13 protein-coding genes and 2 tRNA genes are annotated in these 16,150 nt (G+C 73.8%); 9 read left to right on the top strand and 6 right to left on the bottom strand.

Annotated features, from left to right (window positions below; genetic code table 11):
• The first annotated feature begins 130 nt into the window (after positions 1-130).
• A complete protein-coding gene (locus BGP03_RS19530; RefSeq protein ID WP_298800520.1) occupies positions 131-901 on the top strand; it encodes a GNAT family N-acetyltransferase in 771 nt (256 codons plus the stop codon).
• On the opposite strand, the gene BGP03_RS19535 is transcribed toward BGP03_RS19530, so the two are convergent.
• Complete coding sequence (locus BGP03_RS19535; protein ID WP_296376412.1) at positions 902-2,209, bottom strand: FAD-dependent oxidoreductase; 1,308 nt, start codon at positions 2,207-2,209, stop codon at positions 902-904.
• A gap of 39 nt (positions 2,210-2,248) precedes the next feature.
• On the opposite strand from BGP03_RS19535, the gene gltX reads away from it, so the two are divergent.
• The 3 genes from gltX to BGP03_RS19550 all read left to right on the top strand — a co-directional run bounded on the left by gltX (position 2,249) and on the right by BGP03_RS19550 (position 3,975).
• The gene (gene gltX / locus BGP03_RS19540) at positions 2,249-3,745 is read left to right on the top strand and encodes a glutamate--tRNA ligase (protein ID WP_298800521.1); all 1,497 of its coding nucleotides are present in this window, start codon (positions 2,249-2,251) and stop codon (positions 3,743-3,745) included.
• A gap of 36 nt (positions 3,746-3,781) precedes the next feature.
• Positions 3,782-3,853: transfer RNA gene (locus BGP03_RS19545), tRNA-Gln, on the top strand.
• A gap of 49 nt (positions 3,854-3,902) precedes the next feature.
• A tRNA-Glu gene (locus BGP03_RS19550) sits at positions 3,903-3,975 on the top strand.
• 114 nt (positions 3,976-4,089) lie between these two features.
• On the opposite strand, the gene BGP03_RS19555 is transcribed toward BGP03_RS19550, so the two are convergent.
• Positions 4,090-5,913, bottom strand: coding sequence for an Hsp70 family protein (locus BGP03_RS19555; RefSeq protein WP_298800522.1), 1,824 nt, complete (start codon positions 5,911-5,913; stop codon positions 4,090-4,092).
• Positions 5,914-6,037: 124 nt separating this feature from the next.
• Complete coding sequence (locus BGP03_RS19560; protein WP_296376417.1) at positions 6,038-6,739, bottom strand: IclR family transcriptional regulator; 702 nt, start codon at positions 6,737-6,739, stop codon at positions 6,038-6,040.
• Between the two features lie 48 nt (positions 6,740-6,787).
• Between BGP03_RS19560 and leuC the strand changes: the two genes are divergently transcribed.
• The 3 genes from leuC to BGP03_RS19575 all read left to right on the top strand — a co-directional run bounded on the left by leuC (position 6,788) and on the right by BGP03_RS19575 (position 9,539).
• Positions 6,788-8,218 (top strand): 3-isopropylmalate dehydratase large subunit, encoded by a 1,431-nt coding sequence (gene leuC / locus BGP03_RS19565; RefSeq protein WP_298800523.1) that lies wholly within the window; start codon positions 6,788-6,790, stop codon positions 8,216-8,218.
• Positions 8,218-8,811, top strand: a complete 594-nt coding sequence (gene leuD / locus BGP03_RS19570; protein WP_298800524.1) for a 3-isopropylmalate dehydratase small subunit — start codon at positions 8,218-8,220, stop codon at positions 8,809-8,811. The genes leuC and leuD overlap by 1 nt, the downstream gene beginning before the upstream one ends.
• A 116-nt stretch (positions 8,812-8,927) precedes the next feature.
• Positions 8,928-9,539, top strand: a complete 612-nt coding sequence (locus BGP03_RS19575; protein WP_296376422.1) for an HU family DNA-binding protein — start codon at positions 8,928-8,930, stop codon at positions 9,537-9,539.
• 438 nt (positions 9,540-9,977) lie between these two features.
• Here BGP03_RS19575 and BGP03_RS19580 read toward each other — a convergent pair whose 3' ends face one another.
• The 3 genes from BGP03_RS19580 to cofC all read right to left on the bottom strand — a co-directional run bounded on the left by BGP03_RS19580 (position 9,978) and on the right by cofC (position 14,011).
• Positions 9,978-10,904, bottom strand: a complete 927-nt coding sequence (locus BGP03_RS19580; protein WP_296376424.1) for an NUDIX hydrolase — start codon at positions 10,902-10,904, stop codon at positions 9,978-9,980.
• Positions 10,901-13,294: an RNA degradosome polyphosphate kinase gene (locus BGP03_RS19585; RefSeq protein ID WP_296376426.1), complete on the bottom strand. Its 2,394-nt coding sequence runs from the start codon at positions 13,292-13,294 to the stop codon at positions 10,901-10,903. The genes BGP03_RS19580 and BGP03_RS19585 overlap by 4 nt, the downstream gene beginning before the upstream one ends.
• Positions 13,295-13,357: 63 nt before the next feature.
• Positions 13,358-14,011, bottom strand: coding sequence for a 2-phospho-L-lactate guanylyltransferase (cofC, locus tag BGP03_RS19590; protein ID WP_296376427.1), 654 nt, complete (start codon positions 14,009-14,011; stop codon positions 13,358-13,360).
• Between the two features lie 365 nt (positions 14,012-14,376).
• Between cofC and BGP03_RS19595 the strand changes: the two genes are divergently transcribed.
• Together BGP03_RS19595 and BGP03_RS19600 are read left to right on the top strand one after the other, a co-directional pair.
• Positions 14,377-15,105: a lysophospholipid acyltransferase family protein gene (locus BGP03_RS19595; RefSeq protein WP_296376429.1), complete on the top strand. Its 729-nt coding sequence runs from the start codon at positions 14,377-14,379 to the stop codon at positions 15,103-15,105.
• Positions 15,102-16,112, top strand: coding sequence for an NAD(P)H-dependent glycerol-3-phosphate dehydrogenase (locus BGP03_RS19600; RefSeq protein ID WP_298800525.1), 1,011 nt, complete (start codon positions 15,102-15,104; stop codon positions 16,110-16,112). The genes BGP03_RS19595 and BGP03_RS19600 overlap by 4 nt, the downstream gene beginning before the upstream one ends.
• Positions 16,113-16,150: the final 38 nt, after the last annotated feature.

Consider the following 16,150-nt stretch of genomic DNA (forward strand, 5'->3'; position numbering starts at 1 on the left):
AGGGATGTTGCGACCGTTCCTTGAATCCGCCGTCCCGGGAAGGGCGCTGACGTGCGGTGCGCCGCGATCATGTCGTGACGGCCGACAACCCGGTGGTCCCGCGTCGCCGTCGGCGGCAGGATCGCGTCCCATGGGGGACGTACTCGACCTGATCGACGACTTCTGCGACGCGGTGCCGCGCGCCCACGCCACCGCCACGGACGACGGGCCGCTGCGCCTGTTCACCCGGGACGGTCCGGGCTGGCCGTACCACGCGCGCCCGCTGCCCGGGGGTGGGGCGGTCACGCCCGCCGACGTCGAACGGGTCCGGGCGCGGCAGCGCGCGCTGGAGGTGCCCGAGGCGTTCGAGTGGCTGCTCGCGGTGACGCCGTCGATGGCCGGCGCCGTGGCGGCCACCGGGCTACCGGTGCGGGTGTGCCCGCTGCTCGTCCTCGACGCTCCGGCCGCGCCCACCCCGTTGCCGCCCGGGTACTCGGTGCGGCTGCTCGGTCCGGCCGACGCGGACCTGGCCCAGGCCGCGCACGCCGCGCGTGCCGTCGCCAACGCGGCGTTCGGCGCCCCCGCGCCCCCGCCGCCCTCGGCCGCCGAGCTCGCCGAGCTGCGCGCGGACCTGGCCGCGGGGCGGGCGGCCCGGGCCCTGGTCACGGGGCCCGACGGGCCGGTCTGCTCCGGCGGGGCCCAGCGGGCGGGTGACGTGGTGGAGCTGGTGGGCATCGGCACGGCCGCCGCCTTCCGCGGCCGCGGGCTGGGTGCCGCCGTCACCGCGGCGCTGGCCACGGTGGCCCGGGACACCGGCGCCGAGCTGGTGTTCCTGGCCGCGGCGGACGAGACGGCCACCCGCGTCTACGAGCGGGTCGGGTTCCGGAGCGTGGGGGAGTGCGGCATCGCGGAACCGGGGTGATCAGTCGACTCGCGCGCCGTGGGCGGTGCGGCGGGCCCACTCGGGTGCGTGCTCGGGCATCGGGCCGATGGCCACCAGCCGCGCCGGGATCCCCTGCAGCACCGGGAAGAGCTGCAGCAGCCGCAACGGCAGCGGTACCGACCGCAGCGGGGCCGGGGCGAGGGCGTCGGTGAGCATCCCGGCCACGGGAACGGGCGCGGCCGGCCCGGCCGCGATCGCCGGCGACAGGATCGCCTTGTGCGCCAGCCGCTGCATCCCCTGGATCAGCGCGGTGGCCGACCAGCGGCGGCGCTGCACCTTGCGCAGCATCGACCGCGGCACGATTCCCCCGCTGACCAGCGCGGGAGCGAGCAGCCGGGCCGTGGCCACCGCGTCGGCCACGGCCAGGTTGATGCCCACCCCGCCCACAGGCGACATGGCGTGGGCGGCGTCGCCGATCAGCAGCAGGCCGTCGAGGTCCCAGCGACGCAGGCGTTCCAGCTTGACGTCGAGCAGCTTGACGTCGTCCCAGCTCTCCAGCAGGTCGACCCGGTCGGCCATCCAGGGCAGCAGGCCGGCGAAGCGCCGCCGCAGCTCCTCGATGCCCGCGGCCCGCAGCACGGTGTCGCTGCCCTTGCGGATGAGGTAGCCGCACTGCCAGTACTCGCCGCGGTCGATCATCACGCAGAAGTGGCCGGTGGAGAACCGGCCGACGCCGCCGTGGGGGTCGCTCTCGTGGCGGGGGAGCCGGAACCACCAGACGTCCATCGGCACGCCGAACGACCGCGGCACCAGCCCGGCGGCCTCGCGGACGACCGAGTGCCGCCCGTCGGCGGCGATCGTGAGCGACGCCCGCAGCTCGTGCTCCTCGCCCGTGACGCGGTCGGTGTAGCGGACGCCTGCGATGCGCGAGCCGTCGCGGACCAGGCCGGTGACGTCGGCGTTGCGGCGCAGGCGGAACGACGGCTCCTCCTGGGCGGCCTCGGCGATCATGTCGAGGAAGTCCCACTGGGGCACCAGTGCGATGTGCTGGTGGGCCCCGGGCAGCCGGCGCAGGTCCGCGATCTGGACCGTGCCCCCGTCGAGCTGGCCCTGCATGCGGTCCATCAGGCGGTGGGGGATCCTCTCGAACCGCTCGGCGAGACCCAGCTCGTCGAGCAGGGTGAGGGTGGACGCGTGGACGGTGTCGCCGCGGAAGTCGCGCAGGAAGTCGGCGTGCTTCTCCAGCACGGTGACCTCGACCCCGGCCCTGGCCATGAGCAGTCCGAGCACCATCCCGGCGGGCCCCCCACCGACGATGGCGCAGGTCGTGCGATCCGAATTCGTCATGCGTTGAATTTAGCGCGGGTGGGCTAGCCTGGCAAGACCATGAGCACCCCGAATGCCGCCGTCCGCGTCCGCTTCTGCCCGTCCCCGACGGGCACGCCGCACGTGGGGCTGATCCGCACCGCCCTGTTCAACTGGGCCCACGCCCGCCACCACGGCGGGACGTTCGTGTTCCGCATCGAGGACACCGACGCCAACCGCGACTCGGTCGAGTCCTACGAGGCCCTGCTCGACGCCCTGCGCTGGCTCGGGCTCGACTGGGACGAGGGCCCCGAGGTCGGTGGCGACCACGGCCCGTACCGGCAGAGCGAGCGCGGCGCCCTCTACGCCGACGCGCTGGCGAAGCTGATCGCCGGCGGCGAGGTGTACGAGTCGTTCTCACAGGCGGCGGAGATCGAGGCGCGCCACAAGGCCGCCGGCCGCGACCCCAAGCTCGGCTACGACAACGCCGACCGCGACCTCACCGACGCGCAGAAGGACGCCTACCGTGCCGAGGGTCGCGTGCCCGTCTACCGGCTGCGCATGCCCGACCACGACATCACGTTCACCGACCTGATCCGCGGCGACGTCACGTTCCGCGTCGGCACGGTGCCCGACTTCGTGCTCGCCCGCGGCGACGGCTCCCCGCTCTACCCGCTCACCAACCCGCTCGACGACGCCCTGATGGGCATCACCGACGTGCTGCGCGGCGAGGACCTGCTCTCCTCCACCCCGCGGCAGATCGCGCTGCTCGAGGCATTGGCGCGCGTGGGCATCGGCGACGGCCCGTTCCGCTACGGGCACCTGCCGCTCGTCACGGGTGAGGGAAATCGCAAACTGTCCAAGCGCGACCCCGAATCCAACCTGTTCCTCTACCGTGACCGCGGATTCGTGCCCGAGGGACTGCTCAACTACCTGGCCCTTCTCGGCTGGGCGATCGCCGAGGACCGCGACGTGTTCTCGATGGAGGAGATGGTCGCCGCATTCGACATCTCCCGGGTGTCGGCCAATGCGGCCCGCTTCGACCTGAAGAAGGCCGAGGCCATCAACGCCGTCCACCTGCGCGCGCTGCCCGTCGAGGACTTCGCCGCCCGCGTCGTGCCGTACCTGGCGGCCGAGGGTGTGATCACCGGCACCCTCACGCCCGAGCAGCAGGGGCTGCTCACCGCGGCGGCCCCGCTCGTGCAGGAGCGCAGCGTCGTCCTGTCCGACGCCGCCCGCATGCTGGCGTTCCTCTTCGTCGACGAGGACGGCTTCCGTCTCGACGAGGACGCGGCCGCGAAGAACCTCGGTGCCGACGCCGTCCCGGTGCTCGACGCGGCCCTGACCGGCCTCGATGCCGTTCCCGCGTGGACCGCCGCGGAGATCGAGGAGTCGCTCAAGGCCACCCTCATCGACGGTCTCGGGCTCAAGCCGCGCAAGGCGTTCGCCCCCGTGCGGGTGGCCGTCAGCGGCCGGACGGTGTCCCCGCCGCTGTACGAGTCCATGGAGCTGCTGGGCCGTGAGCGGTCGCTGGCCCGGCTGAGGGCCGGTGCGGAACGCGCTGGAGGCCTCGGGTAGAGTCTCCCTCGCAGGGCGCGGGAGACCGCAGACCCTTGGGGTATGGTGTAATTGGCAGCACGACTGATTCTGGTTCAGTTAGTCTAGGTTCGAGTCCTGGTACCCCAGCGGAAACGCGTCAGGAACATGATGTACAGTTCACGAGCGTTATCCAGAAGGCCCCGTCGTCTAGCGGCCTAGGACACCGCCCTCTCAAGGCGGCGGCGCGGGTTCGAATCCCGTCGGGGCTACACCGAAGATCCCGTTCCGGTTCATCCGGAACGGGATCTTTTTTGTGTCGAGAATACGGTGACGCGGCCCACCGCGCACTGGCTACGGCCGACGCCGCAACCAGTGCGCGCTGATCACCGCGCGGGCGCCGTCGTGGGCGGGGGAGGAGGCGGCGCCGTGGTCGACGGCGGGGGCGGCGGAGTCGTCTTGGTCGTCGTCGTCGGTGCGGGCGTCGTCGTCTTGACCGGCGCCTTGGTCGTGGTCACCACCGGCGGCACGACGGGCGGGGCCTGCGTCGGCGGCGGGTTGGACGGCCGGACCTCCGGCACGGTCGTGACCGGCGGCGCCTCCGTGGGCGCGGCGTCCGTCGTCGGGGCGGGCGGAGCCACCGACACCGTCGACTGGCTCTGCACCGGCTGGCCGAGGGGAACCGTCGTGGTGGTCTGGCGCGGCACCAGGAACGCCGCGGCCACGATCGCCACGGCCGCCGCTGCTCCGCCCACGCTCACGAGCAGCGCCGGGCTGAGTCCGCGCCGGGACGGGTACCGGTCCGGCACGACGTAGTCGTGGTCGGCGGCGAACTGGTCCTGCAGCGACGGCCGGGGCGGCGGGGGCGGCGGGGGCGGAACGACCATCCGCGGCGGCACACTGCCGGTGGTGGAGATGCGTTGGGTGGGCGGGGTGAAGTCCGCCGGTGCACCCGCGAAGGAGCCGGTGGCCGCAGGCAGGGGCCGCGGCGGGGCCACCGCGGGCCCGGACTGCGTGAAGGCGGCGGGCGGCACCGCTGCGGCGAACGGCTGCTGGGTGGCGCCGGCGACGCGCGGCGCGGGCACGAACGGCCCGGTGCCGGCCGGCGACGGCGGGATCAGCGACAGCGCGGCGCCCATCGCGATGGCGTTCTTCGGATCGGTGTCGACGGCGACCGGGCGGCCGAGCTGGTCGGAGACGAGCTGCGCCACCAGCGGGATCCGGGACGAGCCGCCCACGAGCAGCACGGCGGTGAGCTGTTCGGGGGTCAGCCCCGCGGAGCCGACGGCGCGGCGCAGGGCGGAGACCGTCTCCTCCACCTGGGGCCGGATCATCGCCTCGAACTCGCTGCGGTGCAGGCGCACCGACCCCTGGCCCGCGGGCGTCAGCACCGGGATGGAGACCTCGGTGTCCGACGACAGCGCCTCCTTCGCCTCCGTGCACTCGCGGCGCACGGACGCGACGGCCGAGAGCACGGCCGGGTCGGTCTCGTCGAGTCCCTCGAACGCCTCGGGCAGACCCTCGCGGACGTGCTCGAAGACGAGCTCGTCGAGGTCGATGCCGCCGAGGCGCTCGACGCCCTCGGGGCGGCCCATCAGGCCGAACCCCGCTGTATCGATGCCCGCTCCGCCTGCGCTGCGCGCGGTGTCCTTGTGGACGACGGCCGCGTCGAACGTGCCGCCGCCGAAGTCGTAGACGGCCACGGTGGAGCCGGGCTCGATGCGCTCGGCTGCCGCGTAGTGCATGGCGGCGGCCTGCGGCTCGGCCAGGAACGTGACGGGCAGGCCGTGGTGGTTGAGCGCGGCCCGGAGCAGGTCCTTCTTGTGAGCGCCCCACGACGCGGGATGGGTGACCGCGATGCGCGCGGCCCCGCCGCCCTCGCGCTGGGCGACCCGGTCGGCGACCCAGCGCACGAGCAGCGCGGAGAGCTCCTCGGGGGCCCAGGGCCGTCCGCCGACGAGGACGGGGGTGGGGTCGCCGATGCGCCGCTTGAACTCGCGGACGACGTGGTCGGGATCGGTGGCGGCCCGGCGTTCGGCCGCGTCGCCGACGACGACCGCGCCGTCGCTGCCGAGGAAGAGGACGGACGGGACGGCGCTGGAGCGGTCGCCGAGGTTGACCACCTCGATGTCCCCGGGGCGGCCGCCCGCGCGGCTGATCGCGGCCGCGGTGCGGGTGGTGCCCACGTCGATGCCGAGCAGGTAACTCACTGCGCTCCCTTGCCTCCGGCCGATGACCCTCGGTACTCCATCGGTGGGATGGAAGGTCACGTTAGCGGCACGGCGGTGGGCTGTACGTGGGGGGCCGGATACCGGCGAGTGACACCGCGCGCGTCTACAGGCGGTGTTGCAGGGCCTCCGCGGCGGCCAGCAGGTCGGCCGCCCAGCGCACGCCCGGGCGGCGGCCGATGCGTTCCACCGGCCCGGACACCGACACGGCGGCCACGACCTGGCCCGCGCCGTCGCGCACGGGGGCCGACACGCTCGCTACTCCGGACTCGCGTTCGGCCACGCTCTGTGCCCATCCGCGTCGCCGGACGTCGAGCAGCACCCGTTCACCGAACGTGGCCTCCGCCAGGATCGCGCGCTGCACGGTGGGTTCGGCCCACGCGGCGAGCACCTTGGCCCCGGAGCCGGCGGTCATCGGCAGCCGCGACCCGACCGGCACCGTGTCGCGCAGGCCGCTGCTCGGCTCGGCCGTGGCGACGCAGAGCCGCTGGATGCCTTCCCGCCGGTAGAGCTGCACGCTCTCGCCCGTGATGTCGCGCAGCCGGGGCAGCACGGCCGCGGCGGCCTCCAGGAGCGGGTCGGCGCCACCCGCGGCCAGCTCGGCGAGCGTGGGGCCGGGGCGCCAGCGTCCGTCGCTGCCGCGGTGCAGCAGCCCGTGCACCTCGAGGCCGACGGCGAGCCGGTGGGCGGTGGCCCGGGGGAGCCCGGTGCGCTCGCACAGCTCGGCCAGTCCGCAGGGCTCGGCCGCCACTGCCCTGAGCACCCCTACGGCCTTGTCGAGAACGCCGATGCCGCTATGCTGTCTCACAAGCCGATACTAACTTCCCAATCTATGAGACGTCCAGAGGAGGTAGACGTGGGAGTCACACTGCCCGAGAAGGTCTGGGCCCAGCACCTCGTCCGCAAGGGTGAGGGCGACGAGCCGGATCTGCTCTACATCGACCTGCACCTGGTGCACGAGGTGACGAGCCCGCAGGCCTTCGACGGGCTCCGGCTCGCCGGGCGCCCCGTGCGCCGGCCCGACCTGACGCTGGCCACCGAGGACCACAACGTCCCCACCCTCGACGTGCTCGCGCCGATCGCCGACGAGGTCTCCCGCACCCAGGTGGAGACGCTGCGCCGCAACTGCGAGGAGTTCGGCGTCACGCTCTACCCGATGAACCACGCCGAGCAGGGCATCGTGCACGTCGTCGGCCCGCAGCTGGGGCTCACCCAGCCCGGCGTCACCGTCGTGTGCGGCGACAGCCACACCTCCACGCACGGCGCGTTCGGCGCGCTGGCGTTCGGCATCGGCACGTCCGAGGTGGAGCACGTGCTCGCCACGCAGACGCTGCCGCTCAAGCCGTTCAGGACGATGGCGGTCAACGTCAACTCGACCGACGGACAGCTCCGCCCGGGCGTCACGAGCAAGGACGTCGTGCTGGCGATGATCGCGCAGATCGGCACCGGCGGCGGCCAGGGCTACGTGCTCGAGTACCGCGGCAACGTCATCGAGAACCTCTCGATGGAAGCGCGCATGACCGTCTGCAACATGTCGATCGAGGCCGGCGCCCGCGCGGGCATGATCGCCCCCGACGACACCACGTTCGCCTACCTGAAGGGCCGCGACCACGCGCCCAAGGGGGCCGAGTGGGACGAGGCCGTCGCCGCCTGGCGGGAGCTGCGCACCGACGACGACGCGGTGTTCGACGCCGAGGTCACCATCGACGCCGACGCGCTCACCCCGTTCGTCACCTGGGGCACCAACCCCGGTCAGGGGCTGCCGCTGGGGGAGAACGTGCCCGACCCCGCGCAGATCGTCGACGAGAACGAGCGCGTCTCGGCGGAGAAGGCGCTGACCTACATGGGCCTCACGCCCGGCACCCCGCTCCGCGACGTGGAAGTCGACACGGTGTTCGTCGGCTCCTGCACCAACGGCCGCATCGAGGACCTGCGCGCCGCCGCCGAGGTCATCGACGGCCGCAAGGTCGCGGACGGCGTCCGCATGCTGGTGGTGCCGGGTTCGATGCGCGTGCGGTTCCAGGCCGAGGACGAGGGCCTGGACAAGGTGTTCACCGCGGCCGGCGCCGAGTGGCGCTCCGCGGGCTGCTCGATGTGCCTGGGCATGAACCCCGACCAGCTCGCCCCCGGGGAGCGCAGCGCGTCCACGTCGAACCGCAACTTCGAGGGCCGACAGGGCAAGGGCGGCCGCACCCACCTGGTGTCGCCGCTGGTGGCCGCAGCCACGGCCGTCCGGGGCACCCTGAGCAGCCCGGAGGACCTGGCCAAGATGGAGGATCGGGACTGATGGACGCGTTCACCACCCACACCGGCATCGGCGTGCCGCTGCGCCGCGCCAACGTCGACACCGACCAGATCATCCCGGCCGTCTACCTCAAGCGCGTCACGCGCACCGGTTTCGAGGACGGGCTGTTCTCCGCCTGGCGGCAGGACGAGAGCTTCATCCTCAACCAGGAGCCGTTCAACCGGGGCTCGGTGCTGGTGGCCGGGCAGGACTTCGGCACGGGCTCGTCGCGTGAGCACGCCGTCTGGGCGCTGATGAACTACGGCTTCCGCGTCGTGATCTCCTCGCGCTTCGCCGACATCTTCCGCGGCAACTCGGCCAAGCAGGGACTGCTCGCCGCACAGGTCGCGCAGCCCGACGTCGAGCTGCTCTGGAAGCTGCTGGAGAACGAGCCGGGCACCGAGGTCACGGTCGACCTGGAGCAGAAGACGGTACAGGCCAAGGACCTCACGCTGCGGTTCGAGATCGACGACTACGCCCGCTGGCGCCTGCTCAACGGCCTCGACGACATCGGCCTGACCTTGCGCCACGCCGACGCGATCACTGCTTTCGAGGGAAATCGGCCGCACCGGTTGCCCACCACCACGCCGGCCTGATCCTTTGCGCCGCAACGGTTTCAGCTGAAGCCGCGCGGTGATTCCGTTGCGCCACAACGGAATCACCGCGTGCGCCTGCTGGCGCGACCGCCTGACCTGCCACTACGGTCACGCCCATGAACAAGACTCAGCTCGTGGACGCGCTCGCGGCGCGGATGGGCGACCGGCGCAGCGCGGCCACCGCGGTGGACGGGCTGCTCGAGACCATCGTGGACACCGTCAAGGGCGGCGGCTCGGTGTCGATCACCGGGTTCGGCGTGTTCGAGGCCAGGGCCCGGGCCGCCCGGGTGGCCCGCAACCCGCGCACCGGCGACGTCGTCGACGTCCCGGCCACCACCGTCCCGGCCTTCCGGCCCGGCGCGGGCTTCCGCACCGCGGTCAGCGGCAGCAGCACCGTCGCCCCGCGGGCCACCCCCGTCCGCCGCACGCGCGCGGCGGCCGCCGCGGCGCCGGCGAAGGCCGCCCCGGCGAAGCCGGCCCGCGCCACCAAGGCCAAGGCCGACACCGCGTTCGCGGCCCCGGCCAAGGTCGCTGCCCCGAAGAAGACTCCGGCCAAGGCGACTGCGGCCACGACCGCCGCGGCGACGAAGACGACCGCCGCGCCGAAGGCAGCGGCCGCGAAGGCGGCCCCGAAGGCGGCGGCGGCCAAGGCCGCACCCAAGGCGGCGGCGCCGAAGGCGGAGGCCAAGGCCAAGGCCGCCCCGAAGAAGGCCAAGGCCAAGAAGTAACCGGCAGCGACCGTCCGGCGGGGTTCGCAGAGCTCGCGGGGCGCACGGATTCGACGCGGTCCGAGCGGAGCCGTGCGGACCGGTTCGCCGGACGGTGAGTTGCCGGTGGCGCAGCATGGCCGGTCGGGGCGTGGGGTGATCGCGATCGTCCGCACGGCATCGTCCTCGTCGGGGCGACGGTGTGCGACGCGCACTGATCACGATGGGTCCGGAGCAGCCGGCCCGCGACGAGATGGGCGGTCCGGGTCGGCGGGCACATCCGCCATCGCGACGTGCGGGCGCGTGCCGTGCAGTGCCGGCTGCGCCTCCTGCGCTGCGCCTCCTGCGCTGCACGACCTGCGCTGCACGACCTGTGCCGCTACTGAACTGTTCCGGCCGCGTCGTACCGCTGGAGCCGTGGTACCAGGCAGTCCCGGGGCACCGTCCGGGCTGTCGGGGTCAGCCCGTCGGGCGTGCGTAGTGGTCGGCCCCGCGCAGATCCGGCCCGTCGAAGGTCAGGACCCAGGTGCTGGCCTTCCGGGCGGGCACGTCGTCGGGGTCGACGCCCAGCCGGTGCGGTGAGGCCGCCGCGAGCGCCGCGACCACGTCCGGGATCACGCCGCCCTGGCTGCACACCACCGTGACGCCCGGGGCGGCGGCCAGCTCGCGCGCGCGGGCCAGGCCGGCGTCGGGGTCGTCCCAGTAGCCCTCCTCGCCGAGCAGCGGCTCGCCGGACACCGGGACGCCGAGCGTCGCCGCCAGGGGGGCCACCGTCTCGCGGCACCGCACCGGTGGGGCGCTGAGCACGCGGTCGGGCCCGAACAGGCCCAGCAGGGTGGACACCTGCAGCGCCTGCTCGCGCCCGGAGCCCGAGAGCGGACGCAGCCCGTCGTCGCCGTCCCACTGGCTGCGGCTGCCGGCGCGCGCGTGGCGCACCAGCACCAGCGTGGATGTCGCCACGCCGCGGCGGACGAAGCGGCCCAGCACGTCGACGTCCCGGCGGTAGGACAGCAGCCCGCCGGCCTTGTCGGGGGCGACCCAGCGCAGCTCGTCGGTCTCGTCGTTCGCGGAGAACCCGGGCCCGTCCGCGCCGTCCACGGCCTGCGCCGACCAGTAGCGGACGAGCTTCGGTCCCTCGGGCACCTCGTAGTGGACGTCGCCGAGCACCGGGCCGAGCCGGCACCGCCATCCGGTCTCCTCGGCCACCTCCCGGACGGCGGCGAACGGCATCGTCTCCCCGCGGTCGAGCTTGCCCTTGGGGAACGACCAGTCGTCGTAGCGCGGGCGGTGCACGAGGGCGAGCTCGGTGCCGGACTCCGAAGCGCGCCACAGCACGGCTCCGGCCGCACGGACCGACACCGGCCGCGGCGCAACGGTCGAGCTCACTCCGCGGCGGCGATCGTGACGGCCGCGCTGCCGCGCGCCTCCGCGGGGGCGAGTGCGTGGCGCAGCATCATCTCGGCCTGGTGGTCGCGCACCGGGTTGATGCCGGAGTCGGCGGCGGGCGAGGGCTCCCAGGACCCGTCGGCGTGCAGCGTCCAGCAGCGGGTGGCGGGGTCGAGGCAGGAGTCGAGCACCTCGCCGAGCTTGGCCGCCAGCGCCGGGTCCGCGACGCGCAGCAGCACCTCGACGCGCCGGTCGAGGTTGCGGTGCATCATGTCGGCGCTGCCGATCCAGTACTCGTCGGCCGCCCCGAAGTGGAACACGCGGCTGTGCTCCAGGAAGCGTCCGAGGATCGAGCGGACGTGGATGTTCTCCGAGAGCCCCTCGTGGCCCGGCCGCATCGCGCAGATGCCGCGCACGATGACGTCGACCCGCACCCCCGCCTGCGACGCCCGGTAGAGCGCGTCGATCACCTGCTCGTCCACCAGCGAGTTCATCTTGAGGCAGATGCGCGCGTTCCCGTTGCCCTGACGGTGGGCCTCGATCTCGTCCTCGATGCGCCGCACGATGCCGCGCCGCACGCCGTAGGGCGCGACGAGCAGGCTGCGGTAGGACGTCTGGCGGGAGTAGCCCGTCAGCGAGTTGAACAGGTCGGTGAGGTCGGCGCCGATCGTCGGGTCGGCCGTCAGCACGCCCAGGTCCTCGTAGAGCCGGGCGGTCTTGGGGTTGTAGTTGCCCGTGCCGATGTGGCAGTAGCGGCGGATGATCGTGCCCTCCTGGCGCACCACCAGCGAGGTCTTGCAGTGCGTCTTGAGCCCCACCAGCCCGTAGACGACGTGCACGCCCGCCTTCTCCAGCTCGCGGGCCCAGCGGATGTTGGCCTGCTCGTCGAAGCGGGCCTTGATCTCCACCAGCGCCACGACCTGCTTGCCGGCCGCGGCCGCGTCGATCAGGGCGTCGACGATGGGGGAGTCGCCGGAGGTGCGGTAGAGGGTCTGCTTGATCGCCAGGACGTTCTCGTCCTCGGCGGCCTGCTCGATGAACCGCTGCACGCTCGTGGAGAACGAGTCGTAGGGGTGGTGCACCAGCACGTCGCCCTCGCGCAGGGTGGCGAAGATGCTGCGGGGGGTCTCCCGCTCCGCGAACGCCGGGTGCGTGGCGGGCACGAACGGCTCGTCCTTGAGGTCCGGGCGGTCGACCGCGTGCACGGCCCACAGTGCGGTGAGATCCAGCAGGCCGGGCACCGTGACGACGTCACCGGGGTCGACGTCGAGCTCGCGCAGCAGCAGCTCCAGCACGTGCTCGCTCATCGTGTCGGTGACCTCGAGGCGCACCGGGGGCCCGAACCGGCGCCGGGCGAGCTCGCGCTCGAGCGACTGCAGGAGGTCCTCGTCGCGGTCCTCCTCCACCTCGACGTCGGCGTTGCGCGTGACGCGGAAGGCGTGCACCTCCGTGACGTCCATGCCGGTGAACAGATCACCGAGGTGGGCGCCGATGAGGTCCTCGATCGGGAGGAACGTGATGTCCTCGCCGGGGGTGTCGACGCGCACGAGGCGCGGCACGTTGTTGGGCACCTTGACGCGGGCGAACCGCTCGGTGCGCGCCTCCGGGTCCCGCACGGTGACGGCGAGGTTGAGCGACAGCCCGGAGATGTAGGGGAAGGGGTGCGCGGGGTCCACCGCGAGCGGGGTGAGCACCGGGAAGACCTGCGCGGAGAAGTAGTCCGACAGGCGCAGCCGCTGGGCCTCGGAGAGGTCGTCCCAGCGCATGATGCGGATGCCCTCGGACTCGAGCTCGGGGCGGACCTGGTCGAGGAACACCCGGGCGTGCGCCTCGGCGATGGCCTGGCTGCGCGTGGCGATGCGGGCGAGCTGCTCGCGGGGCGAGAGGCCGTCGGCGCTGCGGACGGCGAGCCCGGTCTCGTTGCGGCGCTTGAGCCCGGCGACGCGCACCATGTAGAACTCGTCGAGGTTGGAGGCGAAGATCGCCAGGAACTTGGCGCGTTCCAGCAGCGGCTGGCTGTGGTCCTCCGCCAGCGCGAGCACCCGGGCGTTGAAGTCGAGCCAGGACAGCTCGCGGTTGAGGTAGCGGTCGTCGGGGAGCTCGGAGACCGGGGCCGGAGTGCGGGCGGGCGGGCTCACCGGCACCGCCGCGGCCGACGAGCCGGACGTGCGGGCGTCGGTGGCGGCCGGGGCCGGCCCGGGCTGGTTGGCGCGGCCGTTGGTCGTGCGCGGGGTGGGGACCTGGGTGCTCGTGCCCGCCGCCGCGCGGGCCGCGGCGTGGACCCGCCGCGTGGAGGGCCGGGGAGCTCGCCGTTTCGCCTGACCCCTGGCCCGGCCCGATTCCTCCGGTCCGTCGCCGCTGCCCGACTTGCCGTTCACGTCGTCACCCACGCCGGTGATTGTTACGCACGGAAGGCCTGTCCCGCCTCAGACCTCCACCGTCATCCGAGTGAACTATCTGGCCGGCGCCAGCACGGCCCGCGTGTGCTCGCCCACGCCGAGCGCGACCGCGAGATCGAGATCGGCGGGGGTGTCGACGTCGCGGCGCAGGCCGGGCCACCCGCCCTCCAGCGGACGCGCCCCGGACTTCTCGTGGAGCCGGGCCGAGTCCGGGCCGAACCGCGGATCGAGATCATGGCCCGGCGCGGCGAGCAGGAACGTGGTGCCCGTGCCGTCGGCGTCGGGGCTGAAGGCCCGGCCCCCCAGGTGGAGCGCCGCCTCGACCGCCGCGTCGAGCTCGGAGGGGCGCAGCGCCGGCAGGTCGGCCTGCAACGCGCCGACCGCGCAGCCGGGATCACGGGCCCGCAGCAGCGCCGCTCCGTGCGCGTAGGCGCGGTTCAGCCCGCCCAGCGGGCCGTCCGGCACCACCTCGACGCCCAGCGCGCCGAACTGGGCGCTCACCGCCGGATCCGAGCTGACGACGAGCAGCCGCCGCACGCCCGTACTGGCGAGCACCGCGGCCACCGTGTCGTGGGCCAGGGCGAGCGCCAGGCGGATGTGCGCCCCGGCGTCGCCGACGCCACCGTCGGCGGCCCCGCGCAGCCGCGACTTCGCCGCCGTCAACGGCTTGACCGGGACCACGAGATCCACGGCCGGATGTGAACTCACGCCGCCATCGTCGCACCCGCACGTCCACTGACCCGCCGGTGCGGCGCTCGGCGCTTTCGACCAGTCGAGCTCCTGTCGTCGACGATCTCGACCCGGAGGGTGATCAGGCGTCCCCGGCGCTCCGGGCGGGCAGAGCACGGCGCCGTGCTCCCCCGGCTCGGGCCACTCGTTCGCGGCGGTCGACACCCGGTCCGACGCGCCGGCCCGGGCCCCCGGCTGGAACACCGCGTGGTTCGTCCGCCGGCTGCGCAGCGCCCGCAACGCCGACGGGGACCCACGGTGCGCTCCCGGCCCGGCCGGCACGCGAAGCGGGCGCGCCGCCCCCGACCTGGACCTCCGGCGGCCGGGAAGGAAGACTCAGCGCCGTGATCGATCGCAGAGCGGGCGTACGGCGGGAGCCGCGGGGCTTCTGGATCTCCTTCTGTGCGGTCTTCTTCTATCCGATGGGCTGGCTCGCCGGGCGCAGCCGGTTCGAGGAGCGCCAATACATCCCCGCCGAGGGTGGTGCGCTGATCGTCGCCAACCACATCTCACACCTCGACCCCGTCTTCACCGGCCTGCAGGTCGAACGGGCCCGCCGGGTGCCGCGGTTCATGGCCAAGCACAGCCTCTGGCGCACCCCGGTGCTCGGGCAGGCGCTGGCCGGGAGCCGGCAGATACCCGTCTACCGCGAGTCGGCCGACGCCCAGCAGAGCCTGCGCGACGCCACCACGGCCCTGGGCGAGGGACTGGTCGTGATCATCTACCCGGAGGGCACCATCACCCGCGATCCCGAGGGCTGGCCCATGCAGGCCCGCACGGGCGTCGCCCGGCTCGCGCTCTCGGTGGACGTCCCGGTGATCCCCACCGTGCACTGGGGCACCCGCGACGTGCTCGACGGCTACAGCGGCAAGTTCCGGCCGCTGCCCCGCAAGGCGATCACCGTGCGGTGCGGCCCGCCCGTCGACCTCACGCCCTACCGCGGCCGCACCCAGGACGCCGCGCTGCTCCGGGAGGTCACCGATCTGATCATGGGCCGGGTCAAGGAGCTGCTGGCGGAGGTGCGGGGGGAACCGGCGCCGGCCGAGTTCTTCCGGCGGGGGGCGGCGACATGAGTCGTGAGGTACGGCGCGTCGCGGTGCTCGGGGCGGGGTCGTGGGGCACCGCGTTCGCCAAGGTGATGGCCGACGCCGGCCGGGACGTCGTGCTGTGGGCCCGGCGTCCGGAGGTGGCCGCCGCCGTCAACGACGGGCACGTCAACCCCGACTACCTGCCCGGCGTCGCCCTCCCGGGTCTGCTCACCGCCACCACGAACGCCGCCGCCGCGCTCGACGGGGCCGACGCCGTGGTGCTCGCCGTCCCGTCACAGACGCTGCGCGCCAACCTCTCGGGCTGGAGCGTCCTGCTGCCCCCGGGCGCCACGCTGGTGAGCCTGGCCAAGGGCGTCGAGCTGGGCACGCTCAAGCGGATGAGCGAGGTGATCGTCGAGGTCGCCGGCCTGCCCCCCGACCAGGTGGCTGTGGTCTCCGGACCGAACCTCGCCCGCGAGATCGCCGCCGAGGAACCGACCGCCACCGTGATCGCCTGCGCCGACCACGAGCGGGCCGTGCAGCTGCAGCAGGCCTGCACCACCGGCTACTTCCGCGCCTACACCAACACCGACGTGGTGGGCTGCGAGATGGGCGGCGCAGGCAAGAACGTCATCGCGCTGGCCTGCGGCATGGCGGCGGGGCTGGGCTTCGGCGACAACACCCGCGCGTCGCTGATCACCCGCGGCCTGGCCGAGACCGCTCGGCTGGGCGTGGCGCTGGGCGCCGACCCGATGACGTTCGCGGGGCTGGCCGGCCTCGGCGACCTGGTGGCCACCTGCTCCTCGCCGCTGTCGCGCAACCGGACGTTCGGTGAGCGCCTGGGCCGTGGCGAGAGCCTGGCGCAGGCCGAGGCGTCCAACCACGGGCAGGTGGCCGAGGGCGTGAAGTCGTGCTCGTCGATCTGCGCGCTGGGGGAGCGCCACGGGGTGGAGCTGCCGATCGCCGACGCCGTGCGGAGGGTCTGCCACGACGGCTTCTCGGCGGCGGAGCTGGGCAAGGAACTGATCAGCCGGACGCCCCGTCCCGAATAAGCGGCGGCTCCGCCGCCCGTGCGCGGAAGACGGTGCCC

The sequence above is a fragment of the Pseudonocardia sp. 73-21 genome, assembly GCF_001899645.1.
In the GTDB taxonomy this organism is placed as follows: Bacteria; Actinomycetota; Actinomycetes; order Mycobacteriales; family Pseudonocardiaceae; genus Pseudonocardia.

What these genes read in the sequence shown, in the direction of transcription:
- BGP03_RS19530 (WP_298800520.1), top strand. Translation starts at nt 131, where the DNA reads ATGGGGGACGTACTCGACCTGATCGACGACTTCTGCGACGCGGTGCCG.
- BGP03_RS19535 (WP_296376412.1), bottom strand. Translation starts at nt 2,209, where the DNA reads ATGACGAATTCGGATCGCACGACCTGCGCCATCGTCGGTGGGGGGCCC.
- gltX (WP_298800521.1), top strand. Translation starts at nt 2,249, where the DNA reads ATGAGCACCCCGAATGCCGCCGTCCGCGTCCGCTTCTGCCCGTCCCCG.
- leuD (WP_298800524.1), top strand. Translation starts at nt 8,218, where the DNA reads ATGGACGCGTTCACCACCCACACCGGCATCGGCGTGCCGCTGCGCCGC.
- BGP03_RS19575 (WP_296376422.1), top strand. Translation starts at nt 8,928, where the DNA reads ATGAACAAGACTCAGCTCGTGGACGCGCTCGCGGCGCGGATGGGCGAC.
- BGP03_RS19600 (WP_298800525.1), top strand. Translation starts at nt 15,102, where the DNA reads ATGAGTCGTGAGGTACGGCGCGTCGCGGTGCTCGGGGCGGGGTCGTGG.